The organism is Methylorubrum sp. Q1 (genome assembly GCF_004683995.1).
GTDB lineage: Bacteria > Pseudomonadota > Alphaproteobacteria > Rhizobiales > Beijerinckiaceae > Methylobacterium.
In genome coordinates, this window is sequence record NZ_SRHQ01000001.1 from 99,333 (window position 1) to 119,229 (window position 19,897).

A 19,897-nucleotide genomic window follows, 5' to 3' on the forward strand; every position below is an offset into this window, starting at 1 on the left:
AGGCCCCGCGGAGGACACTACTCACGCGACCAACGCAAGCAGTGCCCTAATATGGTACAGCAATGGGTGATGGATCAAGCATTTTTAGCAGCGCTCTTCAGGAATTAATTAATCGCTGACGAAGGATCGTGCATGGGGTATACTTAGGTTTAATTCGTGCAACTTGTTGCACGGGCCCGATCACATTCTTCGAAGCATGCCGCCGCTGCGGGACTGCTTGATCAGGGCGGCGTTCACGAGATCTTCGACCTGAGCCCGGACCTCGCGCGCCATCATCTTGGCGTGCTCGGCGTCTTGCTCGGAGTTCCCGGAAGAGCCCTGGGTGGTGATGTTGATGTCGCCGATGGAGACGGTGTTGCCGCCTCCGCCGCCTTCGTTGAAACCCGTTGCACGGATGCCGAAGTTGCCATCCGACATCCGGACCGTCGGGAAGATGGCTTCCTCGTCCTTGGCGATGATGGCCCGCTCCCGGCTCTTCAGCCCGCCGACGATGCCGCCCGTATGGAACTTCGGGGCGTTGTCCCAGAGCGAGGTATCGGCCTGCCGCGACACGCCCGCCCCGCGGCCGATGACACCGCCCGTGTGCATCCAGTCGGACAGCTTGCCGGCACCAAGGTCGAAGCCGTCGCCGGCCCAGCCCTTGCCGATGTCGATCAGGCCGCCGAGCCCCTTCGTCACCGAGCCGCCGAGCTGGCTCGCGGCCTCCGATAGGGCATTGAACAGGTCGTTGCCCGACTTCGAGACGTCGGTCGAGACCTGGGAGAGGGCGTTGCCCACCTGCGTCCCGCTGTTCGAGAGCGTGGTCGAGACGCCGTTGGCGCTGCTGACGATCGAGAGGTTCGACTGGTCGAGCGCATTACCCATACGGGAGAACGACGTGTTCACCTGGGAGGCGCCGCTGCTGATGTCGTCGAACTGGGAGTTGAGCTTCTGGATCGTGCCGTCCGAAAGGGTGGCCCCATCTAGGTCCGGCACGCTCGGGACGCCCGAGGAGGTAGCGCCGAAGCGCTCGGCGAAGCCCATGCGCTTGCCGAAATCCGGCACCTGGGACAGGTCTCCGGCCCTTAGCGCGTCAACGTAGCCCTCAGGCCGCTCGAACCGGATGCCCGCCTTCACGCCGTCGGCCAACGTGCTGGAGTTGCGCAGCATGTTGAGCGACGCTTTCTCCGTCGTCAGTAGCTCGTTGCGGATGAACTCGATCTGCTGGTCGGAGGTCGGGCTGGAGCCGTACTGCTTGAACAGCTCGGCCTTACGCGGGCCAAGCGCCTGGATCAGGCCGTAGGCGCCGGAGGAAGAGTTGACCACGCCCGGCTTGAACCCGCTCTCCGCCTGGATGTTGCCGAGGAAACCGGCCACGCCCGCATCGGTCGCCCCTAGCCCTTTGAGCATGGTGGAGATCTTCGACGGGATGTCCCCAAAGCTGCCGGCTGCCTCCGTCGCCGCGGAGGAGAGCTGCACGACGCCGCTCGCCGCCGTGCCGGCCGCGGTGTTGAGCGCAGTGCCGACGCCGCTCGACACGGCGCCGATCGAACCGCCAACGCCCGTGCCGGCCACGGCCTTGGTCGCGCCCATGCCGAGCGCCGACATGATCTGCGCGCCGAAGCCGGTGCCCTCGCCGCCCATGCCGCCCTGCCCGTCGCCGAACACCGACGACAGGAGGGTGCGGAAGAGCTGCCGGGAGGCGAAGCGCAGAAGGTCGGACGCAAGGCTGTCCAGCATCGACTTGAAGCCGTTGGTGCCGGTCCGGAACGTGTCTGCGAACCCGTCGGAGAGGGTGTTGAACATCGAGCCGAACATGCGCTCGCTCTCGTCGGCCACCTTGGCCGCGCCTTCGACGTAGGAGGTCACGGCGCGCTGGAAGCCGTTGCCGACGGTCTGGCGGGCTTGCTCTGCACGCTTCAGCGCGTCGTATTCCTTGCCGTAGGCGTCGACCATGCCCTGAACATTAGACACGCCGGCCCGGCGCGCGGCGGCTTCCACTTCGAGAAGCTTGCTCGCACGCTCGCGAGCCTCCCCCGTCAGGTCGAGCAGCCGGGCTTCCGTTTGGAGGGAGAGGACACGGTCCCGGAGATCGTTGTTGCGAAAGCGGACATCGAGGTTGCCGATTTCCTGCTGGCGAAGCCGGTTCTGCTCATCGACAAGCCGGTTCATGTCGGCCTGCGCGATGGCGCTCTCGCGGATCGTCCTGATCTGGCGATCGTACTTAATGTTGATGCTCTCGATGGCCCGCTCCCGATCGACGAGACCGTCCAGCCCCAGATCCCTCTGGGCATCTCGGATGTCTCGCTGCGCCTGGGCAACTCCAGTGATGGCGTCCTTGGCGCGCTGCATCGTGCGCTCCAGCTCCCCCGCCTTGCTCTCGAACTCGGCCTGGGAAATCGTGCCGGCCTTGTACGCCGCGGTCAGGTTCCGGACAGCCTGTTCGGAGATGCCCTGCGCCTTGCCGATCTTGTCCTGGGCCTCCGCCGCGGCGGCGAGCTGCGGGACGTTGGCCGCGATCTGCTTCAGGTTCTCGATGAAGCCCGTCAGCGCCTTGTTGCCGTCGATCTTGGCCGTCTCCGCCAGCGTGTCGGTGAGGCCGGCAACGGAGGCGTCGGCCGCGGCTGCCGTACCGTCGAGAACACGAAGCGTCGCCTCCGCTTGGGAGAGGCTTCCCTGAGCCTTCCGACCCGCCTCAGCGGCCTCCACCAGCTCGCGCGCTGCCGGGCCGAGGGAGCTGTCTCCACGGGCTCGGACCGACACAGCCTTCTGGAGCCCGTCGAAATCGGCTTTGCCATCTCGCACGCTCTTGCGGAAGGCCTCCACCTCCTCCCGGAACGGCATGAAGCGCTGGGCAAGACGCGAGCCGTCCGTGCCCTCGAACAGGCCGGGTGCCAGGGCGTTGTTGAGGGCCTTCGTCTGCGACGCCACTTCGTCGGCGAAGCTCTTGGCCGCCCCCTCTGCGCGGAGGCGATCACGAGCACGCTCAGCCTCCGTGAGGTTCTGCACGGACTTGGTGGCCTCGTCGTAGTTCTTCTTGAGGCGTTCGGTGACACCTGCGAGATCCGTACCGGCCTCGACGGACGTCTTGGTCGAGGTGGCCCAGTAGGCGAGTGCGGTGGCCGCCAGCGTCATGGCGATGCCGACCGGGCCGCCCAGCATCCGCATCGCGGCGTTCAGGCCGTTGACCGCGATGTTGGCCGCCGTGGCGCCGATCGCGACGCCGCGCGTGGCAACGCTGTAGACGGCCATGGACCCGGCCGCGGCGCCGGCCGCAGAGCCCATGGCCGCGAACGTCGTCGCCAGAGAGAGCGCCTTCACCGCAACGGCTGCCGTCACGACGAGCTGGAGGTTGTCGACCATCGCCCGGAGCACGGAAGCCGCCGTCGTCACGACGCCGGAGAAGGCGCTGAGCGCGCCCTGTGCGGCGGAGATCGCGGCCGGCGTCTTCAAGGCGTCCATGGCCGAGATGATGGCCTGGGCGACCTTGCGGGACGCGCCCGTGCTCTCGTCGGCCTTACCGACGAAATCGGTCATCGCGGTCTGGGCGTAGATGAAGGCCTTGCCCACCGTCAGGCCCATCGTCTGCGCCTCCTCCTCCAGCTTGCCGCGCTGGTTCTGGAGGGCGCGGAAGATGACTTCGGTCGTGAGCTTGCCTTGCTCGGCGTAGGTTCGGAGTGCGGCGATCGGGATACCGATGGTGCCGGCGTCGTTCTTGAGGCCGTCGGCGATGGCTTGGGCAAGGCGGGGCGCTTGCTCCAGCACCGAGTTCAGCTCCTCGCCGCGGAGAGCGCCGGCCCCGAGGCCCTGGGCGAACTGCACAAGCGCGGCCTCGGCGGACTGGGCGTTGCCGCCAAAGATCGAGATGGACTTGTTGACCGCATCGGTGACGTCGACCACCTCGCGCTGCGACACGCCGAGCGTGTTCGTCGCCTTGGCGAAGCGGGAGTAGAGCTGGGCCGATCCCTCGATCGAGGTGTAGTTGGCCTGCGACGACTGGAGGAGCGCGTCGTAGGTCTGCCGCAGGTTGAGTGTGCCGTCGGTGACGAGCTTGAGCTGGCCGATCACCTGCGTATAGGCGTCGGCCAGGGCGAGCACCTGCCGGGCGCCGAAGGCCGTCACGGTGAGGGCGGCAACCTGCCTGAGCCGAGAATGGATCTCGTCGATCTTCGACCGGGTGGTCGCGAGCGAGCTGTTGAAGGCGTTCTGGTTGTTCGCGTTGCCGCCACCGGGCGGGCCGTTGCTCGGCGGGGGAGCGCCGGCCGAACCGTTGCCGCGGGGCGCGCGGGGCGGGGCTGCGCCGGACAGACCGGCCGCAGCCGCCGCGGCAGCCGCGAACTGGGCCGGCAAGGCCGCCAGGACGCTCTGGAGGCTCAGGAGACGGGCACGATAGACACCAAGGCCTCCGGAGGTCCGGAAGGCCCTGTCGAGGCCGTTGACGGCCTTCTCGATGGCCTGGAAGCCATTGGTGCTGCCGGAGGCCTGGGCGATGGCCTTGGCGAAGGACGCCACGTCCTTCGCCGCCTGCCCGAGGCTCTTAGCGGAGGCGGCCAGCCGGGACAGCGAGCGGTCGGCCTGGGTCGCGGCCTGCCCCATGCGCGCAGTCTGCTGCTGCACGTCTTGGAGCTGGCGTGCAACTTGTTTCAACGACGAGCCCATCGCGGCCAGATCCGCGTGGAGCTGGCGCACGGCCTCGCGGGCCAAATTTCTCACGCTGATGCGGTAAACGATTTCGCGATTGGAGGGCATGACTTGATCTCAGGGCACAAAATATAGCCCATGAGATCTCATATTTTCTAATTGTCAATAGAAAACCGCATGCATACTAAGTATTGACAAACGATTGGATATGCAAAAACTTCAGATCCAGCCCCGGATACTCCACTTTCCCGACGTCTTCGGCCAGCATCTTAGTCGGAAAGCCCCGGCCATAACTTCCATCAACGCCAGTATCAGCCCAGCCACCAAGAGCCCGGCGTCGATCCTCCGGGACGCCCGCCTCCCGAAGTCGATCCGCCCAGCCATGACGGAAGGAGTGGAAGCTGGCACCGCGCTGGGCGATGCCCCGGCTAGCGAGGAAGCGAGAAAACCACTTCTGGAACGCATCCGAGAAGTAGCCGCGGGCGTCCGCGCTAAGCTCGTGGAACAACCGCGCGTGTCCCTGGTGCCGAGCTTCGGCGACAAAGCCAAGGAAGCCGCAAGCGATGATCTCCGGGTGGAGGGGGACTATGCGCGTGCCAGCTCGGCTTTTAACTTTCTGACTGGCATCGGCAGCACGCACGTGGATCACCGGGAAGCCGTCGCGCTCGGCGATGTCGTCTGGCCGGAGCTGACAGGCCTCGTTGAGCCTGAGACCATGAAACAGCGCTATGAGTGGCACCCAAAAGCGCGCCCCACGCGGTTGATTTGGGCCCGGCTGGGCATACCCTGATCCGTCGTTCTGGCATCCCACGAAGAGGGGCGCAGCAAATATTGCCTTGAGGTGCCCCGACGAGAACGGCTCCCGTGTGATTTTCTGCCCAGCCTCGATTGTGAGCCCGCTCGCCGGGCTCCTCTCGACCCACTCCTCCCTGACCGCCCAGTTGAACAGGGTCGAGACCATGGTCAGGTGGCCGTTTACGGTCTTCGTGCTGAGGGCGGGCAGGCCTTCACTGACAGCGACCTCAGCCGCCTGTGTTAGCGTTCGACCACGAAAGCGCTTGGTGGCGTTGGGTGGTAGGGTCCGGAACAGGTCCCGGAGACGCCGCATGTGATCGCGTGTGATCCGGCTGACGTCGGTTTCGCCCCCGATCACCTCGCGCAGTGCCGCGAACACCATGCGGTAATCGGTTTCGGTCTTCGCGGTACGGCTCCCGCGGCCTGGATCGCTTGTGAAGGCGCGAATGAGTTCGTCTAGGGAGCGTCGTGGCCGGACACCCAATACCTCCAGGCCGCCGGACGAGACTGCGATTGCCCCCTCCCCCGCGCCAGTGAGCTGGGCCAACCGATCCCGGTTGAGCGCGACAAGCCCTCGGCGAACGAGGGCAGCTAACTGCTGGTACTGGGCCGTATCCTCATCAACCTGAGGCCGCCGGACACGCCGCTGAATGCGCCCCCGGATAGGCTCCGGCGGGGCGCCGGCAGCGAGTAAGAGATGATCGACCGTGTGGCGCACCGTCGGCTCGAAATCTTGTGGATCTGGGCTTGTGAGAACGTCCCCCTCAGCCTTCAACTCCGCGAGAACAGCGTCCCAATCCGCGGAGCCGGTTTGGAACGTGTTACGCGAAGTGCGTGCAACGCGTTGCACGGCATGTTCGAACCAGCGAAGCGCAAGCCCCTCAACTTCCCCCGGCGCCAGCTTCTCCAAGCGGCCGGAGGCCAGGGAACGTCGTAGCGCAGCGGTATCCGTGGCCTGCTGGCGCGCTGCCTCGAACTGTCGCTCGACCCTGGCCTGCTCCAGCCGAAATCGTGTCAGGGCGACGCGGCGCTCCTTCGTTTTTAAGCTCACAACGACGTGAGTACGGCCAACGGCCTCTACCACGTCGAGCGGCACGCGCATTCGAAGATAAAACGTCCCGTTCCGCTCGGTCAGGTTCGGTTGATGCGCCACAGTCCCATCCGTCATGTGTAACAGCCCTGTGTCACAGACGCGCCTGGGAAAGCGTTTTGGTGCAAAAGGTTAGGCACTGGCAATAGGTTGGGGACGGCATGGTGGGCGGTGAGGGACTCGAACCCCCGACCCTCTCCGTGTAAAGGAGACGCTCTACCAACTGAGCTAACCGCCCGAACCGGCGCCGCGAAGCGTTACGGAAGGGATTGCGGCTGCGCAAGGCCGGGCTCGCGCTCTTCCCCTGACTGGCGCACGAAAAAGCCCCCGGAGCGGCGCTCCGGGGGCTTCGTCCGTTCGATACGGGCGAGAGGATCAGTGGGCGAGGACCGCCGCGCCGTCCTCATCCCGCTTCGGCGTTTTGGCCGGGAGGGGTTCGTCCCACTCGATGGGCTCGGGCTGGCGCACGAGGGCGTGCTGCAGCACCTGATCCATCCGCGAGACGGGGATGATCTCCAGACCGTTCTTCACGCTGTCGGGCACCTCGGCGATGTCCTTGGCGTTCTCTTCCGGGATCATCACCGTCTTGATGCCGCCGCGGAGTGCGGCGAGCAGCTTCTCCTTCAGGCCGCCGATCGGCAGGACGCGACCGCGCAGGGTCACCTCGCCGGTCATCGCCACATCGCGGCGCACCGGGATGCCGGTGAGCGTCGAGATGATCGCGGTGGCCATGGCGATGCCGGCCGACGGACCGTCCTTCGGGGTCGCCCCCTCCGGAACGTGGACGTGGATGTCCCGGCGCTCGAACAGCGGCGGCTCAATGCCGAAATCGATGGCCCGCGAGCGGACGTAGGACGCCGCCGCCGAGATCGATTCCTTCATCACGTCGCGCAGGTTGCCCGTGACCGTCATCTTGCCCTTGCCGGGCATCATGACGCCCTCGATGGTCAGCAACTCGCCGCCCACCTCGGTCCAGGCCAGACCCGTGACCACGCCGACCTGATCGTCCGCGTCGATCTCGCCGTAGCGGAACTTCGGGGGCCCCAAGAATTCCGGCAGCGTCTCGGGGTTGGCCTCGACCTGCTTCACCTTGGTGATCAGGATCTCCTTCACCGCCTTACGGATCAAGTTGGAGATCTCGCGCTCCAGGTTGCGGACGCCCGCCTCCCGCGTGTAGCGGCGGATGAGCATCATCAGGCCGTCATCGGTGATCGACCACTCGTCGGGGGTGAGCCCGTGCTTCTTGACCGCCTCGGGGATCAAGTGGCGGCGGGCGATCTGGAGCTTCTCCTCCTCGGTGTAGCCGGCGATACGGATCACCTCCATCCGGTCCATGAGCGGGCCGGGGATGTTGAGCGTGTTCGCCGTCGTCACGAACATCACGTTCGACAGGTCGTAATCGACCTCGAGGTAATGGTCGTTGAAGGTCGCGTTCTGCTCCGGATCGAGAACCTCGAGGAGCGCCGCGGACGGATCGCCGCGGAAGTCCATGCCCATCTTGTCGATCTCGTCGAGCAGGATGAGCGGGTTCGAGGTCTTGGCCTTGCGCATCGACTGAACGATCTTGCCGGGCATCGAACCGATATAGGTCCGACGGTGACCGCGGATCTCGGCCTCGTCACGCACGCCGCCGAGCGACATCCGGACGAATTCGCGGCCCGTGGCCTTGGCGATCGACTTGCCGAGCGAGGTCTTGCCGACGCCGGGCGGGCCGACGAGGCAGAGGATCGGGCCGGTGAGCTTGTTCGCCCGCTGCTGCACGGCGAGGTACTCGACGATCCGGTCCTTGACCTTGTCGAGGCCGAAGTGATCCGAGTCGAGGACCTGTTGGGCCCCGAGCAGGTCCTTCTTGATCTTCGAGCGCTTGCCCCACGGGATGCCGAGCATCCAGTCGAGGTAGTTGCGCACGACCGTGGCCTCGGCCGACATCGGCGACATCTGCCGCAGCTTCTTCAGCTCGGCGGTGGCCTTCTCGCGGGCCTCCTTCGTCAGCTTTGTCTTCTCGATCTTGTCTTCCAGCTCGGCCAGCTCGTCGCGACCATCCTCGTCGCCGAGTTCCTTCTGGATCGCCTTCATCTGCTCGTTGAGGTAGTACTCGCGCTGGGTCTTCTCCATCTGCCGCTTGACGCGGGTGCGGATGCGCTTCTCCACCTGCAACACGGAGATCTCGCTCTCCATCAGCGACAGCACGCGCTCGAGGCGCTGCGCCACCGTGGGGATTTCGAGGATCGCCTGCTTGTCGGCGATCTTGACCGCGAGGTGCGAGCCGACGGTGTCGGCGAGCTTGGACGGCTCGTCGATCTGCGTGACGGCGGAGACGACCTCGGGGGAGATCTTCTTGTTGAGCTTTACGTAGTTCTCGAACTCGGAGATCACCGAGCGGGCGAGCGCCTCGGCCTCGACGCGGTCGCCGAGGTCATCGGTGAGCGTGAGAGCCTGCGCCTCGTAATACTCGTCCGAGCGCACGAAGGACTCGATCTGCGCACGGCCGGCGCCCTCGACCAGCACCTTCACGGTGCCGTCGGGCAGCTTGAGGAGCTGTAGCACGGAGGCGAGCGTACCGATCGTGTAGATCGCGTCGGTGGCCGGATCGTCGTCGCTGGCGTTGATCTGGGTCGCGAGCAGGATGTGACGGTCCGAGCGCACGGCCTCTTCGAGCGCGCGGATCGACTTCTCGCGGCCCACGAACAGGGGCACGATCATGTGCGGAAAGACGACGATGTCGCGCAGCGGCAGGACGGCGTAGGAGCCCGTCGAACCGGGAACGACCGGCTGGCGCGATTTCGACTGGGTCATGGGTTCTTCCCTTATGTGTTGACGCCGGGCAGTCGCTCCTCAACGGCGAGCAAGCATCCTGCCAGGTGCCGACCGGGCCGCGAAGGGTCGGAAGCGGATAATCAGTTTGCAGCTGGTGGCGCGGGCCCGACCTTTCGGGGGATAAAGCGTGGAGCCCTGCGTTGAGCCTGAAATGGTCGTTGCGGCGGGCGCTTTCAAGCGCGGGCACCCCCCGGAACGAAAAAGGGCCGCCGGCTCAAAAACCGTGCGGCCCCGGATATTTGCCGGTCAGGCGCTGACGCTGGCCGGGGCTTCCTTGTTGCGGTCGCCATGGATGAAGAGCGGCCTGGATTTGCCCTCCACCACCTCCGGCCCGATGACCACCTGCTCGACGGAATCGAGGCCCGGCAGGTCGTACATCGTATCGAGGAGGATGGTCTCCAGGATCGAGCGCAGGCCGCGGGCGCCGGTCTTGCGCTCGATGGCCTTGCGGGCGACGAGGCTGAGCGCCTCGTCCTGGAAGGTCAGCTCGACATTCTCCATCTCGAACAGCCGCTGGTACTGCTTGACCAGCGCGTTCTTGGGCTCCTGCAGGATCTTCTTGAGGGCCTCCTCATCGAGATCCTCCAGCGTCGCCAGAACCGGCAGACGGCCGACGAATTCCGGGATCAAGCCGAACTTCAGCAGATCCTCGGGTTCGACCGAGCGGAACACCTCACCGGTGCGGCGATCGTCGGGCGCCTGGACGCTGGCGCCGAAGCCGATCGAGGTTCCCTTGCCGCGCTGGGAGATGATGCGCTCAAGGCCCGCGAAGGCGCCGCCGCAGATGAACAGGATGTTCGTGGTGTCGACCTGCAGGAACTCCTGCTGCGGGTGCTTGCGGCCGCCCTGCGGAGGCACGGAGGCGACGGTGCCTTCCATGATCTTCAGGAGCGCCTGCTGCACGCCCTCGCCCGAGACGTCGCGGGTGATCGAGGGGTTGTCGGACTTGCGGGAGATCTTGTCGATCTCGTCGATGTAGACGATGCCGCGCTGCGCCCGCTCGACGTTGTAGTCGGAGGCCTGGAGCAGCTTGAGGATGATGTTCTCGACGTCCTCACCGACATAGCCCGCTTCGGTCAGCGTGGTGGCGTCGGCCATGGTGAAGGGCACGTCGAGGATGCGGGCGAGCGTCTGCGCGAGCAGCGTCTTGCCCGAGCCCGTCGGCCCGATCAGCATGATGTTGGACTTGGCCAGTTCGACGTCGTTGTGCTTCGTCGCGTGGGCCAGCCGCTTGTAGTGGTTGTGCACGGCGACCGAGAGAACCTTCTTGGCGAAGTCCTGGCCGATGACGTAGTCGTCGAGGACGCGCCGGATCTCCTTGGGGGTCGGCACCCCGTCGCGGGACTTCACCAGCGAGGACTTCGATTCCTCGCGGATGATGTCCATGCACAGCTCGACGCACTCGTCGCAGATGAACACCGTCGGGCCCGCAATCAGCTTGCGAACCTCGTGCTGGCTCTTGCCGCAGAACGAGCAGTACAGCGTGCTCTTCGAGTCGTTGCCGCCTGTCTTGCTCATGTCGGTCTCCGGTTCGCGGGCGCGGCCCCAGCCAGGAGGACACGCGCGTCGTTCATACGATGTAAGCGCATCCGCCTAAAGAAACAGTCACACAGGGCGGATGCGTCGGGATTGAGGCACTGTCATCCCGATGCAATCATGCAGCCGGCTCGGGATCAACCGGCCTATGGGCTGGGGCGGGCGCCCAAAGGACGCATGACCCGACATGGTCGGGTCAGCGGCCCCGGGGCGCCTCAGGTTTCTGGTCCTACTCAGGCGGCGGCCGGCTCGGGACGCTTGTGCAGGATGTCGTCGATCAGGCCGAACTCCTTGGCCGCGTCGGCGGTCATGAAGTTGTCCCGCTCGAGCGCCTGATGGATCGTCTCGTACTCGCGGCCGGTATGCTTCACGTAGATCTCGTTCAGGCGCTTCTTGAGCGCTTCGATCTCGCGGGCGTGGATCAGGATGTCGGTGGCCTGACCCTGGAAGCCGCCGGAGGGCTGGTGCACCATGATCCGGGCGTTCGGCAGGGCGAAGCGGTGGCCGGCCTCACCCGCGGCCAGCAGGAGCGAGCCCATCGACGCGGCCTGGCCGACGCAGAGCGTCGTGACGGGGCAGCGGATGAACTGCATCGTGTCGTAGATCGACAGGCCCGAGGTCACCACGCCACCGGGCGAGTTGATGTAGAAGGAGATTTCCTTCTTCGGGTTCTCGGCTTCCAGGAACAGAAGCTGGGCGACGATCAGCGACGCGCCCTGGTCCTCGACGGGACCGGTGAGGAAGATGATCCGCTCGCGCAGAAGCCGCGAGTAGATGTCGAAGGCGCGTTCGCCGCGGCTCGACTGCTCGACCACCATGGGCACGAGCGAGTTGTGGAAGTAATCGACCGGATCTCTCATTTCAGCCCTCGGCTCCGGGTCCGGCCCCGGGGCGAATCGCCCGAGGCCGGATGGTTACAGCGAACACGGCAAGCGTTAACGCCGCCTGATCTCAAAGATCGCCGCCCGCCGCGGAGCCGGTGGGTCGGCGATCAGCCGGCAGCCTTGTCGGCCGCCGCCTCGTTGTTGGACTCGCTCGGCTTCTCGTCCGTCGCGGCCCCGCCGGTCACGGCGTCGGCCTCGTCGTCTTCGGCGAAGAGCGCCTCCTTGGAGACGGGTTCCTCGACGACCTGGACCTGACCGAGGACATGGTCGACGACCTTCTCCTCGAACAGCGGCGCGCGAAGCTCGGCGAGCGCCTGCGGATTGTTGCGGTAGAAGTCGTAGACCTGCTTCTCCTGGCCCGGGAACTGCCGGATCCGGGCGAACAGGGCCTGATTGACCTCGTCATCCGAGACCTTGATATCGGCGGTCTCGCCGACTTGCGCAAGCACCAGACCGAGCCGCACGCGGCGCTCGGCGATCTTGCGGTACTCCGCCTGCGAAGCCTCCTCGGTGGTGCCCTCGTCCTCGAAGGTCTTGCCGCGGGTCTTCAGGTCCTGCTCGACCTGCGCCCACACGGCGGCGAACTCCTGGTGGACGAGGCTCGGGGGCAGGTCGAAGGCGTACTTGCCGTCGAGCGCGTCGAGCAACTCCTTCTTGAGCTTGCGCCGGGACTGGGCCTCGTAATCGGAGCCGACGGCCTTGGAGACGGCCTCCTTCAGCTTCTCGAGGTCGTCCATGCCGAAGCGCTTGGCGAGCTCGTCGTCGATCTTGGTCTCGCCGGGAGCGGCGACGGCCTTCACGGTCACGTCGAACTCGGCGTCCTTACCGGCGAGCTGCTCGGCCTGGTAATCGGCCGGGAAGGCCACCTTCACGACACGGCTGTCGCCGACCTTGGCACCGACGAGCTGGTCCTCGAAGCCGGGAATGAAGGTGTTGGAGCCGAGCTCCAGATCGACGTCCTCGCCCTTGCCGCCCTCGAACTCGGTGCCGTCGATGCGGCCCACGAAGTCGATGGTGACGCGATCGCCGGATTGGGCCTCGGCCCCCTCCTCGCGCGGCTCGAAGGAGCGGCTGTCCTTGGCCATACGCTCGAGCGTCTCGTTGACCTCCTCGTCGGAGGGCTTGAGCACGAGCTTCTTGATCGACACGTCGGAGAGGTCGGCCAGCTCGAAGCTCGGCAGCACCTCGAGCTTCACCTTGAAGGCGAGGTCGCCCTTGGCATCGAGCGCGCGCTCGATGATGGTCTGCTCCTCGTCCTTCGGGAACTCGATCTGCGGCTCGAGCGCGAGGCGCAGGCCCTTGTCGGCGACGATCTGCTGGTTGGCCTCGTTGACGGCGTTCTGCAGCACGTCGGCCATCACCGACTTGCCGTAGACCTTGCGCAGATGCGCAACCGGCACCTTGCCGGGGCGGAAGCCCTTGATCTGGACCTTGCCCTTGATGTTCGAGAGCTCGGTGTTGAGGCGATCCTCAAGCTCGGTCGCGGGGAGGAGCACCTGAAACTCGCGCTTCAGCCCCTCGGAGGTCGTCTCGGTCACCTGCATCGTCGTTCGTCCGCTGTTTTCTAAAACCGCAATCTCGTCTTCGCGTGTCGCTGCGCCAGGGAAGCCCCCATGCGGAAGCTCCGGCGGGAACCGCTCGGGTTCCTGACGCCGATACGGACATGGTGCGGGCGGAGGGGCTCGAACCCCCACGTCTTGCGACACTGGAACCTAAATCCAGCGCGTCTACCAGTTCCGCCACGCCCGCGAGCGCCATCGACACGAGCCCGGATACCGGGCCGTCGAAGCGCGCGTCTATAGCACGCGCACCCGAGCCCGCAGCAAAAAACTTGCGAGGCACCGCGTGCGGTGGCGGCTCGGACGAAGCCTGTCTACAACGCGAGCCCGACCGGACGACGACGCGAGACGCCATGCGAAATCCCGACCCGACGGCCCAGCCCGCGCCGGGATCGCTCTCACGGCGCGATCTGCTCGCGGGCAGCGCCGCCCTCACCCTGATGCCGTGGACGGCCTCGGCGCAAGCGCCGGCCGGAAAGGCCCCGCCCTCGGAGCCGAAATCCATCAAGGCGGCACCGGCCAAGCTGCGCCTGAAGCCCGAGCCCGCGCCCGAGACGGCCGTATGGCGTCTTGGCGAAGCGGAAGCACCGATCCTGCGGATCAAGCTCGGCGAGGCGGTCCGCCTGCGCGTCGAGAACGGGACCGACAAGCCGCTCTCGCTGCACTGGCACGGGGTGCGGATCGTCAACGCCATGGACGGCGTCGGCGGCGTCACCCAGGAGCCGATCAAGCCGGGCGCGCGCTTCACCTACGACTTCACGCCCCCGGATGCCGGCAGCTTTCTGATCCGCCCGCTCGTCGTCGGCGGATCGAGCGAGCCGTCGGGCCGGGGCATCGCCGGCATGCTGATCGTCGAGGAGCCCTCCCCGCCCCCGGTCGACGGGGATCTTGCCCTGCTCGTTCAGGATTGGCGGCTCGATGAGGCCGGCGCGCTCCAACCCTTCGGGCAGGTCGCCTTCGCCGCCGCGGCCGGGCGGCTCGGCAGTGTCGTGACGCTCAACGGGCGGCCGATCCCGCTCGCACTCGACGCGCGGCCCGGCAGCCGCCTGCGCTTGCGGCTCGCCAATGCCTGCAACGCGCGTAGCCTGCGCATCCGCTTCGACGGGCTGAAGGCTTATGTCGCGGCGGTGGACGGGCAGCCGACCGACACCTTCGAGCCGCTGAAGGCGACGCTCCCCTTCGCGCCGGGCACGCGCTACGACCTGCTCCTCGATCTCCCCGCGCAGGCGGGACCGGCCGGCACGATCACCGCGCTGGTCGGGCAAGGCCTGCCGCTGGCGACGCTGACCGCCTCCGGCGAGCCCGTGGCGCAATCCGGCCGCGCCGTGATCGGCTCGATCCCCGAGAACAAGCGCCTGCCGGCCGAGATCCGGCTGCAAAGCGCGCTTCGCCGCGAACTCGTGCTGACGGGCGGCGTGCGGCCCGACAAGACGAAGCCCGGCGCCGAGACGCCCTATTCCGGCGATCCCGCCAAGATCTGGCAGATCAACGGCGCAAGCGGGGCGCCGGGGGCAGCGCCCCTGTTCTCGGTCAAGCGCGGTGGGGTCGTGGTGCTGTCGATCCGCAACGATACCGGCTTCATCCAGAGCCTGCACCTGCACGGCCACGTCTTCCGCCTGCTGCATCAGCTCGATGACGGCTGGGAGCCCTACTGGCTCGACACCGTGCAGATCCCGGAAGGGCGCAGCGCCCAGATCGCCTTCGTCGCGGACAATCCCGGCCGCTGGCTGCTCAGCGCGACCGTGCTGGAGCGGTTCGACACCGGGCTGTGGACGAGCTTCGAGGTGAGTTGAACGTTCTCACCGGGGCGGCGGAAACGTCCAGAAGAACTCGCCCGAGCGTCCGCCCTGGAGCGAGGCCTGCCGGGTGAGGAAGCGGCACTCCGCCGCGAGGGCGGCCTCGCTCCAGCCGGTGCAGGACAGCATCTTCAGGGAGACCGGGTCGTAGTCGAGGCGATGCTCGGGGGGAGAGCGCACCATCAGGCCCGAGGGCAGCACCACGCAGTGATAGACTCGCAGCGCGCAGGGCAGCCGGCGGGCGCGCTCGAAGTTGCGGCGAAAGGTTTCGGGATTGTCGCCGGGCAATCCCAGGATGATCTCCACGGCGAGGCTCGCCACCGCATCGAGCTTGGCGAAGGTCTCGTCGAAGCGCCGTTCGTCGTAAGTGCGATCGACATGGGCCAGCACCGCATTGTCGAAGCTCTGCAGGCCGATGCCGACATAGGCGTTGCTGACGGTGGCGAGGAAATCGAGGTGCTCCTGCCGCACCGCCGCCGGATAGACCTCGCAGATCAGCCCATGACGCTCGAAGAAGCCGCTCTCCTCGGCAGCGCGCCGGAGATTGAGGAAGGCATTGCGGTTGAGGTTCAACCCGGCATCGACGAGGAGCGCCGCGTAGACATCGTGGCCGGCGATGGCCTCGAACTCCTGGGTCAGATGATCGACCGCGCGCACGCGTTTGGGTGATTCCATCGTGCCCCACTCGCAGAACGAGCAGGTGAAGGGGCAGCCCCGGTAAGTCTGGAGCACGCCGAGGCCGCCGTGCTGCACGAGGTTCAGCGCGTAGGGTGAGGCGAGGCTGTCGAGGTTGGCGAGCGGGCGTGCCGGGGTCTCGCGCCAGCCCGCGCCGTCCCGGACGGCAACGCCGCGCAGGGTGCCGAGCGCGGCCGGCGTGCGCTGTTCAAGCGAGACGATCTCGAGGAAGGTCTCCTCGCCCTCGTTGATGACGAGGACGTCGATGTCGTCCGCCGCTTTCGAGAACGGCGGACGCGCGAACATGACCGGCCGCGCGGAGGGGCCGCCGAAGACGACGAGCCGCGTGGGGTCGTCTTGCTTGATGAGCACGGCGACGCGGCAAAGGAAGGGCAGCGACCAGAGATAGGCCGAGAAGCCGACGATGTCGGGGTCAAAGGCGGTGATCTCGCGGGCGACCCGCTCGGGGTCGCCACCGGTCAGATCCCAGACCCGGCAGACGAAGCCGGGAAGGGCGGCGGCGCGCAGGGTGGCCTCGACCATGCGCAGGCCGAGATTGGGCACGAAGCTCGGCATCGCCGGATCGCGCTCCGGGTACTGCGCCACCAGCGCGATGTGCAGGCCGGAGCGGGCCGCTTTCATCGCGCGGCGGCCTGCCGCCACGAGGCGCGGGCTTGGGTGACGCGCTCGGGCTGGCGCGGGAACGCCCACCAGAACTCACCAGCCTTGCCGCCGGCGGCGAGCGCCCGGCGGCGCAGTTCCGCGCGGGTGCGCGCCACCGCGTCCTCGTTCCATCCCTCGCAGGAGCGCATCGTCAGCGTGTGCGGGTCGAAGCGGACGTTCCATTCGGGCCGGCTGCGGGTCAGCAGCGCGTCGGGCAGGACGAGGCAGTGATAGACCCGGACGCTCGCGGGCAGAGACAGGGCGTAATCCAGGGTGCGGAAGAAGCCCTCCGGCGTATCGCCGGGCAGAACCGCGATGATCTGCAACTCGATATTGGTGACGCGGGCCAGCGCCCGCACCGCCGCCTCGAAGCGGGGCGAATCCGAGGGGCGGTCGTGCAGGCGCAGCACCGCCGGGTCCATCGACTGCATCCCGACGCCGAGATAGGCGGTGCCGATCTCCTCGATGAAGGCGAGGTGCTCGTCGCGCACGATCGACGGATAGATCTCCGCCCAGAGCAGGGTTTCCTTGAGGAAGCCCGAGCGCTGGTTGGCGAGCCGAAGATTGCGGAAGGCGCCGATGTTCAGGTTGAGGCCGGCATCGAGCAGGAACACCGCCGGCGCCTCCAGGGTGCGAAAGGCGTCGAGCTCGCGAGCGATGTAATCGGCCGAGAAAGAGGCCTTGCTGTTCTCCTTCGTGCCCCACTCGCAGAAGCGGCAGGAGAGCGGACAGCCGCGGAAGCTCTCGAGATAGGCCACGCCACCCTGGGGCATCAGCCCGTGGGCATAGGGCGAGGCGATCCGGTCGAGGGCGGCGATGGGCGGGCGCCGCTCGGTCCGCAGCCAGCCGGTTGCGGTCGGCAGCGTCAGCCCGCGCACCCGCTCCCACGCGGCCCGGTCGCGCTGCGGCAGCCGCGCGATCTCGCAGATGATCTCCTCGCCGTCGCCCTCGACCACGGCGTCGAGATAGGCATGAGCCGGGCGGTAGGGTTCGAGATCGAAGAAGGCGGATCGCGCCGAGGGACCGCCGAAGACGATGGCGAGCGAGGGGCGGCGCGCGCGCAGGGCCCGCGCCACCGCGATCATGGCCGGCGCCGACCAGACATAGATCGAGAAGCCGACAAGATCGGGCTCGAAATCCAGAATCTCCGCGACGTAAGCCTCGATATCGGCGGTGCGCCGGTCGAACAGCCGCACGGACGCGTCGGCGAGACCGGGATCGCCGAGCAAGGCCGCGTGGATGCGCCGGATGCCGTAGCTCGGCAGCAGCAGCTCGCCGAGTTCCTGCGCATCGGGGCGCGGCGTCATGCAGACGAGGGCGATGCGCCGATGCGTGGGGGAGGACGGCTCAAGCATGGTTTCGCGATGACCGGAGGGACGCCCGATGCGATCAGGCGTGAGGGAAGCGAATTTAAGGCCTCAGCAGAACTTGGGAGATCCAATCGACGCGTCGCGCCCTCTCATCGTCTTGAGGCTGCGGCAGCCGGATCCGCGTCATCGTTTGTCGAGGCGACAATAGAGGTAGTGCAGGCAGCCGAGGCGGTGCAGTTCCCGCAGGACGCCACCCCCGGTCGGCTGGCCGCGTCGATCCGAGGCGATGGTGTGATAGCTCGGCTCGATGTTCGCGGTGGCGTCGGTCACCCGCAGGGTGAAGCCGGCGGCCTCCGCATCGCGGCGGATCGCGTCGAGACCCGCCCATTTGTCGGGCCAGGGGCCGAAGGCGGCCTCGAGCCCGTCCGCGAACAGCGCGACCCGCTCCGGCGGCAGCGGTGGCCGGGTGAGGACGATGTCGCTCATCACGAGAACGCCCTTTCGGGTCAGGACGCGGTGCGCCTCGCCGAAGAAGGCGCGCCGGGAGGCGAAGTGGAACGCCGCTTCGACGCAAAGGAGCCGATCGAACGCGGCTTCCGCGAAAGGCAGGCGGCAGGCATCGCCCGCGACCCAGGCGGCGTTATGCGGCCGGTCGTCATGGCGAAGTCCGACCGCGAGTTGGCGCGGATCGAGGTTGAGCCCGATCACCTCCACCTTGGGATCGCTCCGCCGGATCGCCCGCAGGGTCCCGCCGAAGCCGCAGCCGACATCGAGCACATTGTGGCCCGGTGCGAGGTCGAGCCACGCGACGAGCGCCGCACTCAACCGTTCCTGCGCCTGCGCGAAACCCGCCCGCGCCCGGGCCGGACCGATCGCCCCCGGCTCGTCCCAGTGTCCGAGATGGACATGATCGATCGCGGCACCCTCCGCGACCGCCGCGAGGAACGCGTCGAAATAGGCCGGAATCCGCGCCACCCGCCTAACCCCAGCAATGGACGGCGTCACCGGTGCGGGATCGGGCCATGAAGGAGCAGGCGGTCCAGCGCAGGCGGGCGCCCTCCACCGGCGTGACCTGATGGAGGAAGCGGCCCGAGCGCAGGAGCACGATGGTCCCCGCCTCGACGTCGAAGGCGTGGCGAGCAAACCGCGCGAGGTCGGGCTTTTCTATCGGGCGATCGCGATTCTGGAACCGGCCCGACCACGCCTCCGCCTTGGCGTCGAACACTTCGAGCATCCCGCCGCGCTCGGCCTTGGACAGGGTCAGCACGAAGGAGAAGATGTCACCCTGGACCACACTTTCGAGGTGGCGGTAACTCGGACGATTCTTCTGCTCGTTGTCGAAATGCGGGGGGATGTAGCCGCCCTCGTGATGCGAGCGCAGGGTCGTGGCCATGTATGTCCGCCCGTCATGCAGGGCGGGTGGGCTGTAGGGCCGATCGCCATCCAGGCGCGAGAGCAGTGAGAGGATGCGGGTCTCGAATCCGCCCCATGGCGCCATCAGTTCCCCGAGGCTGCGCGTGAAGCCGGGCGCCATGTCGAAGTAGGCGCGCAGATCCGGATCCGCGAGGTTCAGGTTCATCCCGTAGAAATGCGACCGGAACGGCGCGGGGAACGAGGTCGTGGGAAAGCCCTGCCGGTTGGCCGCGAGGTCCGCGACGATCGACGCGCATTCGGCGGGCGTCAGGACGTTGCGGATGACGACGGCCTGAAGCGCATCCTCCCGCAGCCGTGTCAGCGCGTCGGCATGGGCCGAGGCCTCGGCGGCGTCGATCGAGATCGTTTGCAGAAACGGCATCGCCCCATCCCCTCGCCCGGATTCCGGCGTTCCTCGACCCTTAGAGCCGTATCCGACCCCATTGCATCAGGCGGGCGTCTCTGGCGCATTGTTTTGACGCGCATTCTTTCGACGAACCGGTGGCCACTTCGTCGGAATGCGCTCTGGTGTCTCTCACAAAACTCCCGCTGCGCCGCCATGCCCGGAACGGAAACGATCGGTGATCGGGAGTTTTGCAAGGCACTCCTAAGACCGGTTTCGGCGGCGGTCGCGGTGGCCGAACCGTCCGCGTTGCATCCGCGACCATGATCGAAGCCGCCGCCCGATCAAAGTCGGACGGCGGCTTCGAGGTTTCGCTGACGGCCTTGTGGGCCGCGA

General features: G+C 67.0%; 11 protein-coding genes and 2 tRNA genes. 1 reads left to right on the forward strand and 12 read right to left on the reverse strand.

The genetic code is table 11. From position 1 onward, the window contains the following. Positions 1–180: 180 nt before the first annotated feature. From E4V01_RS00480 to E4V01_RS00515, 8 genes are all read right to left on the reverse strand, one after another. Entirely contained in the window at positions 181–4,728 is a 4,548-nt protein-coding gene (locus tag E4V01_RS00480) for a phage tail tip lysozyme (protein WP_135297033.1), read from the reverse strand. A gap of 76 nt (positions 4,729–4,804) precedes the next feature. Continuing rightward, positions 4,805–6,568 (reverse strand): site-specific integrase, encoded by a 1,764-nt coding sequence (locus E4V01_RS00485; RefSeq protein WP_193763117.1) that lies wholly within the window; start codon positions 6,566–6,568, stop codon positions 4,805–4,807. Positions 6,569–6,667: 99 nt separating this feature from the next. Continuing rightward, positions 6,668–6,743 (reverse strand) — tRNA-Val (locus tag E4V01_RS00490). Positions 6,744–6,880: 137 nt separating this feature from the next. After that, entirely contained in the window at positions 6,881–9,301 is a 2,421-nt protein-coding gene (gene lon, locus E4V01_RS00495) for an endopeptidase La (protein ID WP_060769919.1), read from the reverse strand. A gap of 267 nt (positions 9,302–9,568) precedes the next feature. Beyond that, the gene (gene clpX / locus E4V01_RS00500) at positions 9,569–10,840 is read right to left on the reverse strand and encodes an ATP-dependent Clp protease ATP-binding subunit ClpX (RefSeq protein WP_060769918.1); all 1,272 of its coding nucleotides are present in this window, start codon (positions 10,838–10,840) and stop codon (positions 9,569–9,571) included. Positions 10,841–11,091: 251 nt separating this feature from the next. Further along, entirely contained in the window at positions 11,092–11,718 is a 627-nt protein-coding gene (locus E4V01_RS00505; protein ID WP_003600395.1) for an ATP-dependent Clp protease proteolytic subunit, read from the reverse strand. 131 nt (positions 11,719–11,849) lie between these two features. Then, the gene (gene tig, locus E4V01_RS00510; RefSeq protein ID WP_060769917.1) at positions 11,850–13,286 is read right to left on the reverse strand and encodes a trigger factor; all 1,437 of its coding nucleotides are present in this window, start codon (positions 13,284–13,286) and stop codon (positions 11,850–11,852) included. 120 nt (positions 13,287–13,406) lie between these two features. Then, positions 13,407–13,491, reverse strand: a tRNA-Leu gene (locus E4V01_RS00515). Between the two features lie 163 nt (positions 13,492–13,654). Here E4V01_RS00515 and E4V01_RS00520 point away from each other — a divergent pair. Next, entirely contained in the window at positions 13,655–15,094 is a 1,440-nt protein-coding gene (locus E4V01_RS00520) for a multicopper oxidase family protein (protein ID WP_135297035.1), read from the forward strand. A gap of 6 nt (positions 15,095–15,100) precedes the next feature. On the opposite strand, the gene E4V01_RS00525 is transcribed toward E4V01_RS00520, so the two are convergent. From E4V01_RS00525 to E4V01_RS00540, 4 genes are all read right to left on the reverse strand, one after another. Next, positions 15,101–16,414 carry a B12-binding domain-containing radical SAM protein gene (locus E4V01_RS00525; RefSeq protein WP_135297036.1) on the reverse strand — a complete coding sequence of 438 codons (1,314 nt, stop codon included), beginning with the start codon at positions 16,412–16,414 and terminating at the stop codon, positions 15,101–15,103. Then, on the reverse strand, positions 16,411–17,790 hold the full coding sequence (locus E4V01_RS00530; protein WP_135297037.1) for a B12-binding domain-containing radical SAM protein: 1,380 nt from the start codon (positions 17,788–17,790) through the stop codon (positions 16,411–16,413). The genes E4V01_RS00525 and E4V01_RS00530 overlap by 4 nt, the downstream gene beginning before the upstream one ends. Before the next feature lie 138 nt (positions 17,791–17,928). Then, positions 17,929–18,720 (reverse strand): class I SAM-dependent methyltransferase, encoded by a 792-nt coding sequence (locus E4V01_RS00535; protein ID WP_135297038.1) that lies wholly within the window; start codon positions 18,718–18,720, stop codon positions 17,929–17,931. A gap of 4 nt (positions 18,721–18,724) precedes the next feature. Continuing rightward, positions 18,725–19,540 (reverse strand): 2OG-Fe(II) oxygenase, encoded by an 816-nt coding sequence (locus E4V01_RS00540; protein WP_135297039.1) that lies wholly within the window; start codon positions 19,538–19,540, stop codon positions 18,725–18,727. Positions 19,541–19,897: the final 357 nt, after the last annotated feature.

What these genes read in the sequence shown, in the direction of transcription:
- E4V01_RS00480 (WP_135297033.1), bottom strand. Translation starts at nt 4,728, where the DNA reads ATGCCCTCCAATCGCGAAATCGTTTACCGCATCAGCGTGAGAAATTTG.
- lon (WP_060769919.1), bottom strand. Translation starts at nt 9,301, where the DNA reads ATGACCCAGTCGAAATCGCGCCAGCCGGTCGTTCCCGGTTCGACGGGC.
- clpX (WP_060769918.1), bottom strand. Translation starts at nt 10,840, where the DNA reads ATGAGCAAGACAGGCGGCAACGACTCGAAGAGCACGCTGTACTGCTCG.
- E4V01_RS00505 (WP_003600395.1), bottom strand. Translation starts at nt 11,718, where the DNA reads ATGAGAGATCCGGTCGATTACTTCCACAACTCGCTCGTGCCCATGGTG.
- tig (WP_060769917.1), bottom strand. Translation starts at nt 13,286, where the DNA reads ATGCAGGTGACCGAGACGACCTCCGAGGGGCTGAAGCGCGAGTTTCAG.
- E4V01_RS00520 (WP_135297035.1), top strand. Translation starts at nt 13,655, where the DNA reads ATGCGAAATCCCGACCCGACGGCCCAGCCCGCGCCGGGATCGCTCTCA.
- E4V01_RS00525 (WP_135297036.1), bottom strand. Translation starts at nt 16,414, where the DNA reads ATGAAAGCGGCCCGCTCCGGCCTGCACATCGCGCTGGTGGCGCAGTAC.
- E4V01_RS00530 (WP_135297037.1), bottom strand. Translation starts at nt 17,790, where the DNA reads ATGCTTGAGCCGTCCTCCCCCACGCATCGGCGCATCGCCCTCGTCTGC.
- E4V01_RS00540 (WP_135297039.1), bottom strand. Translation starts at nt 19,540, where the DNA reads ATGCCGTTTCTGCAAACGATCTCGATCGACGCCGCCGAGGCCTCGGCC.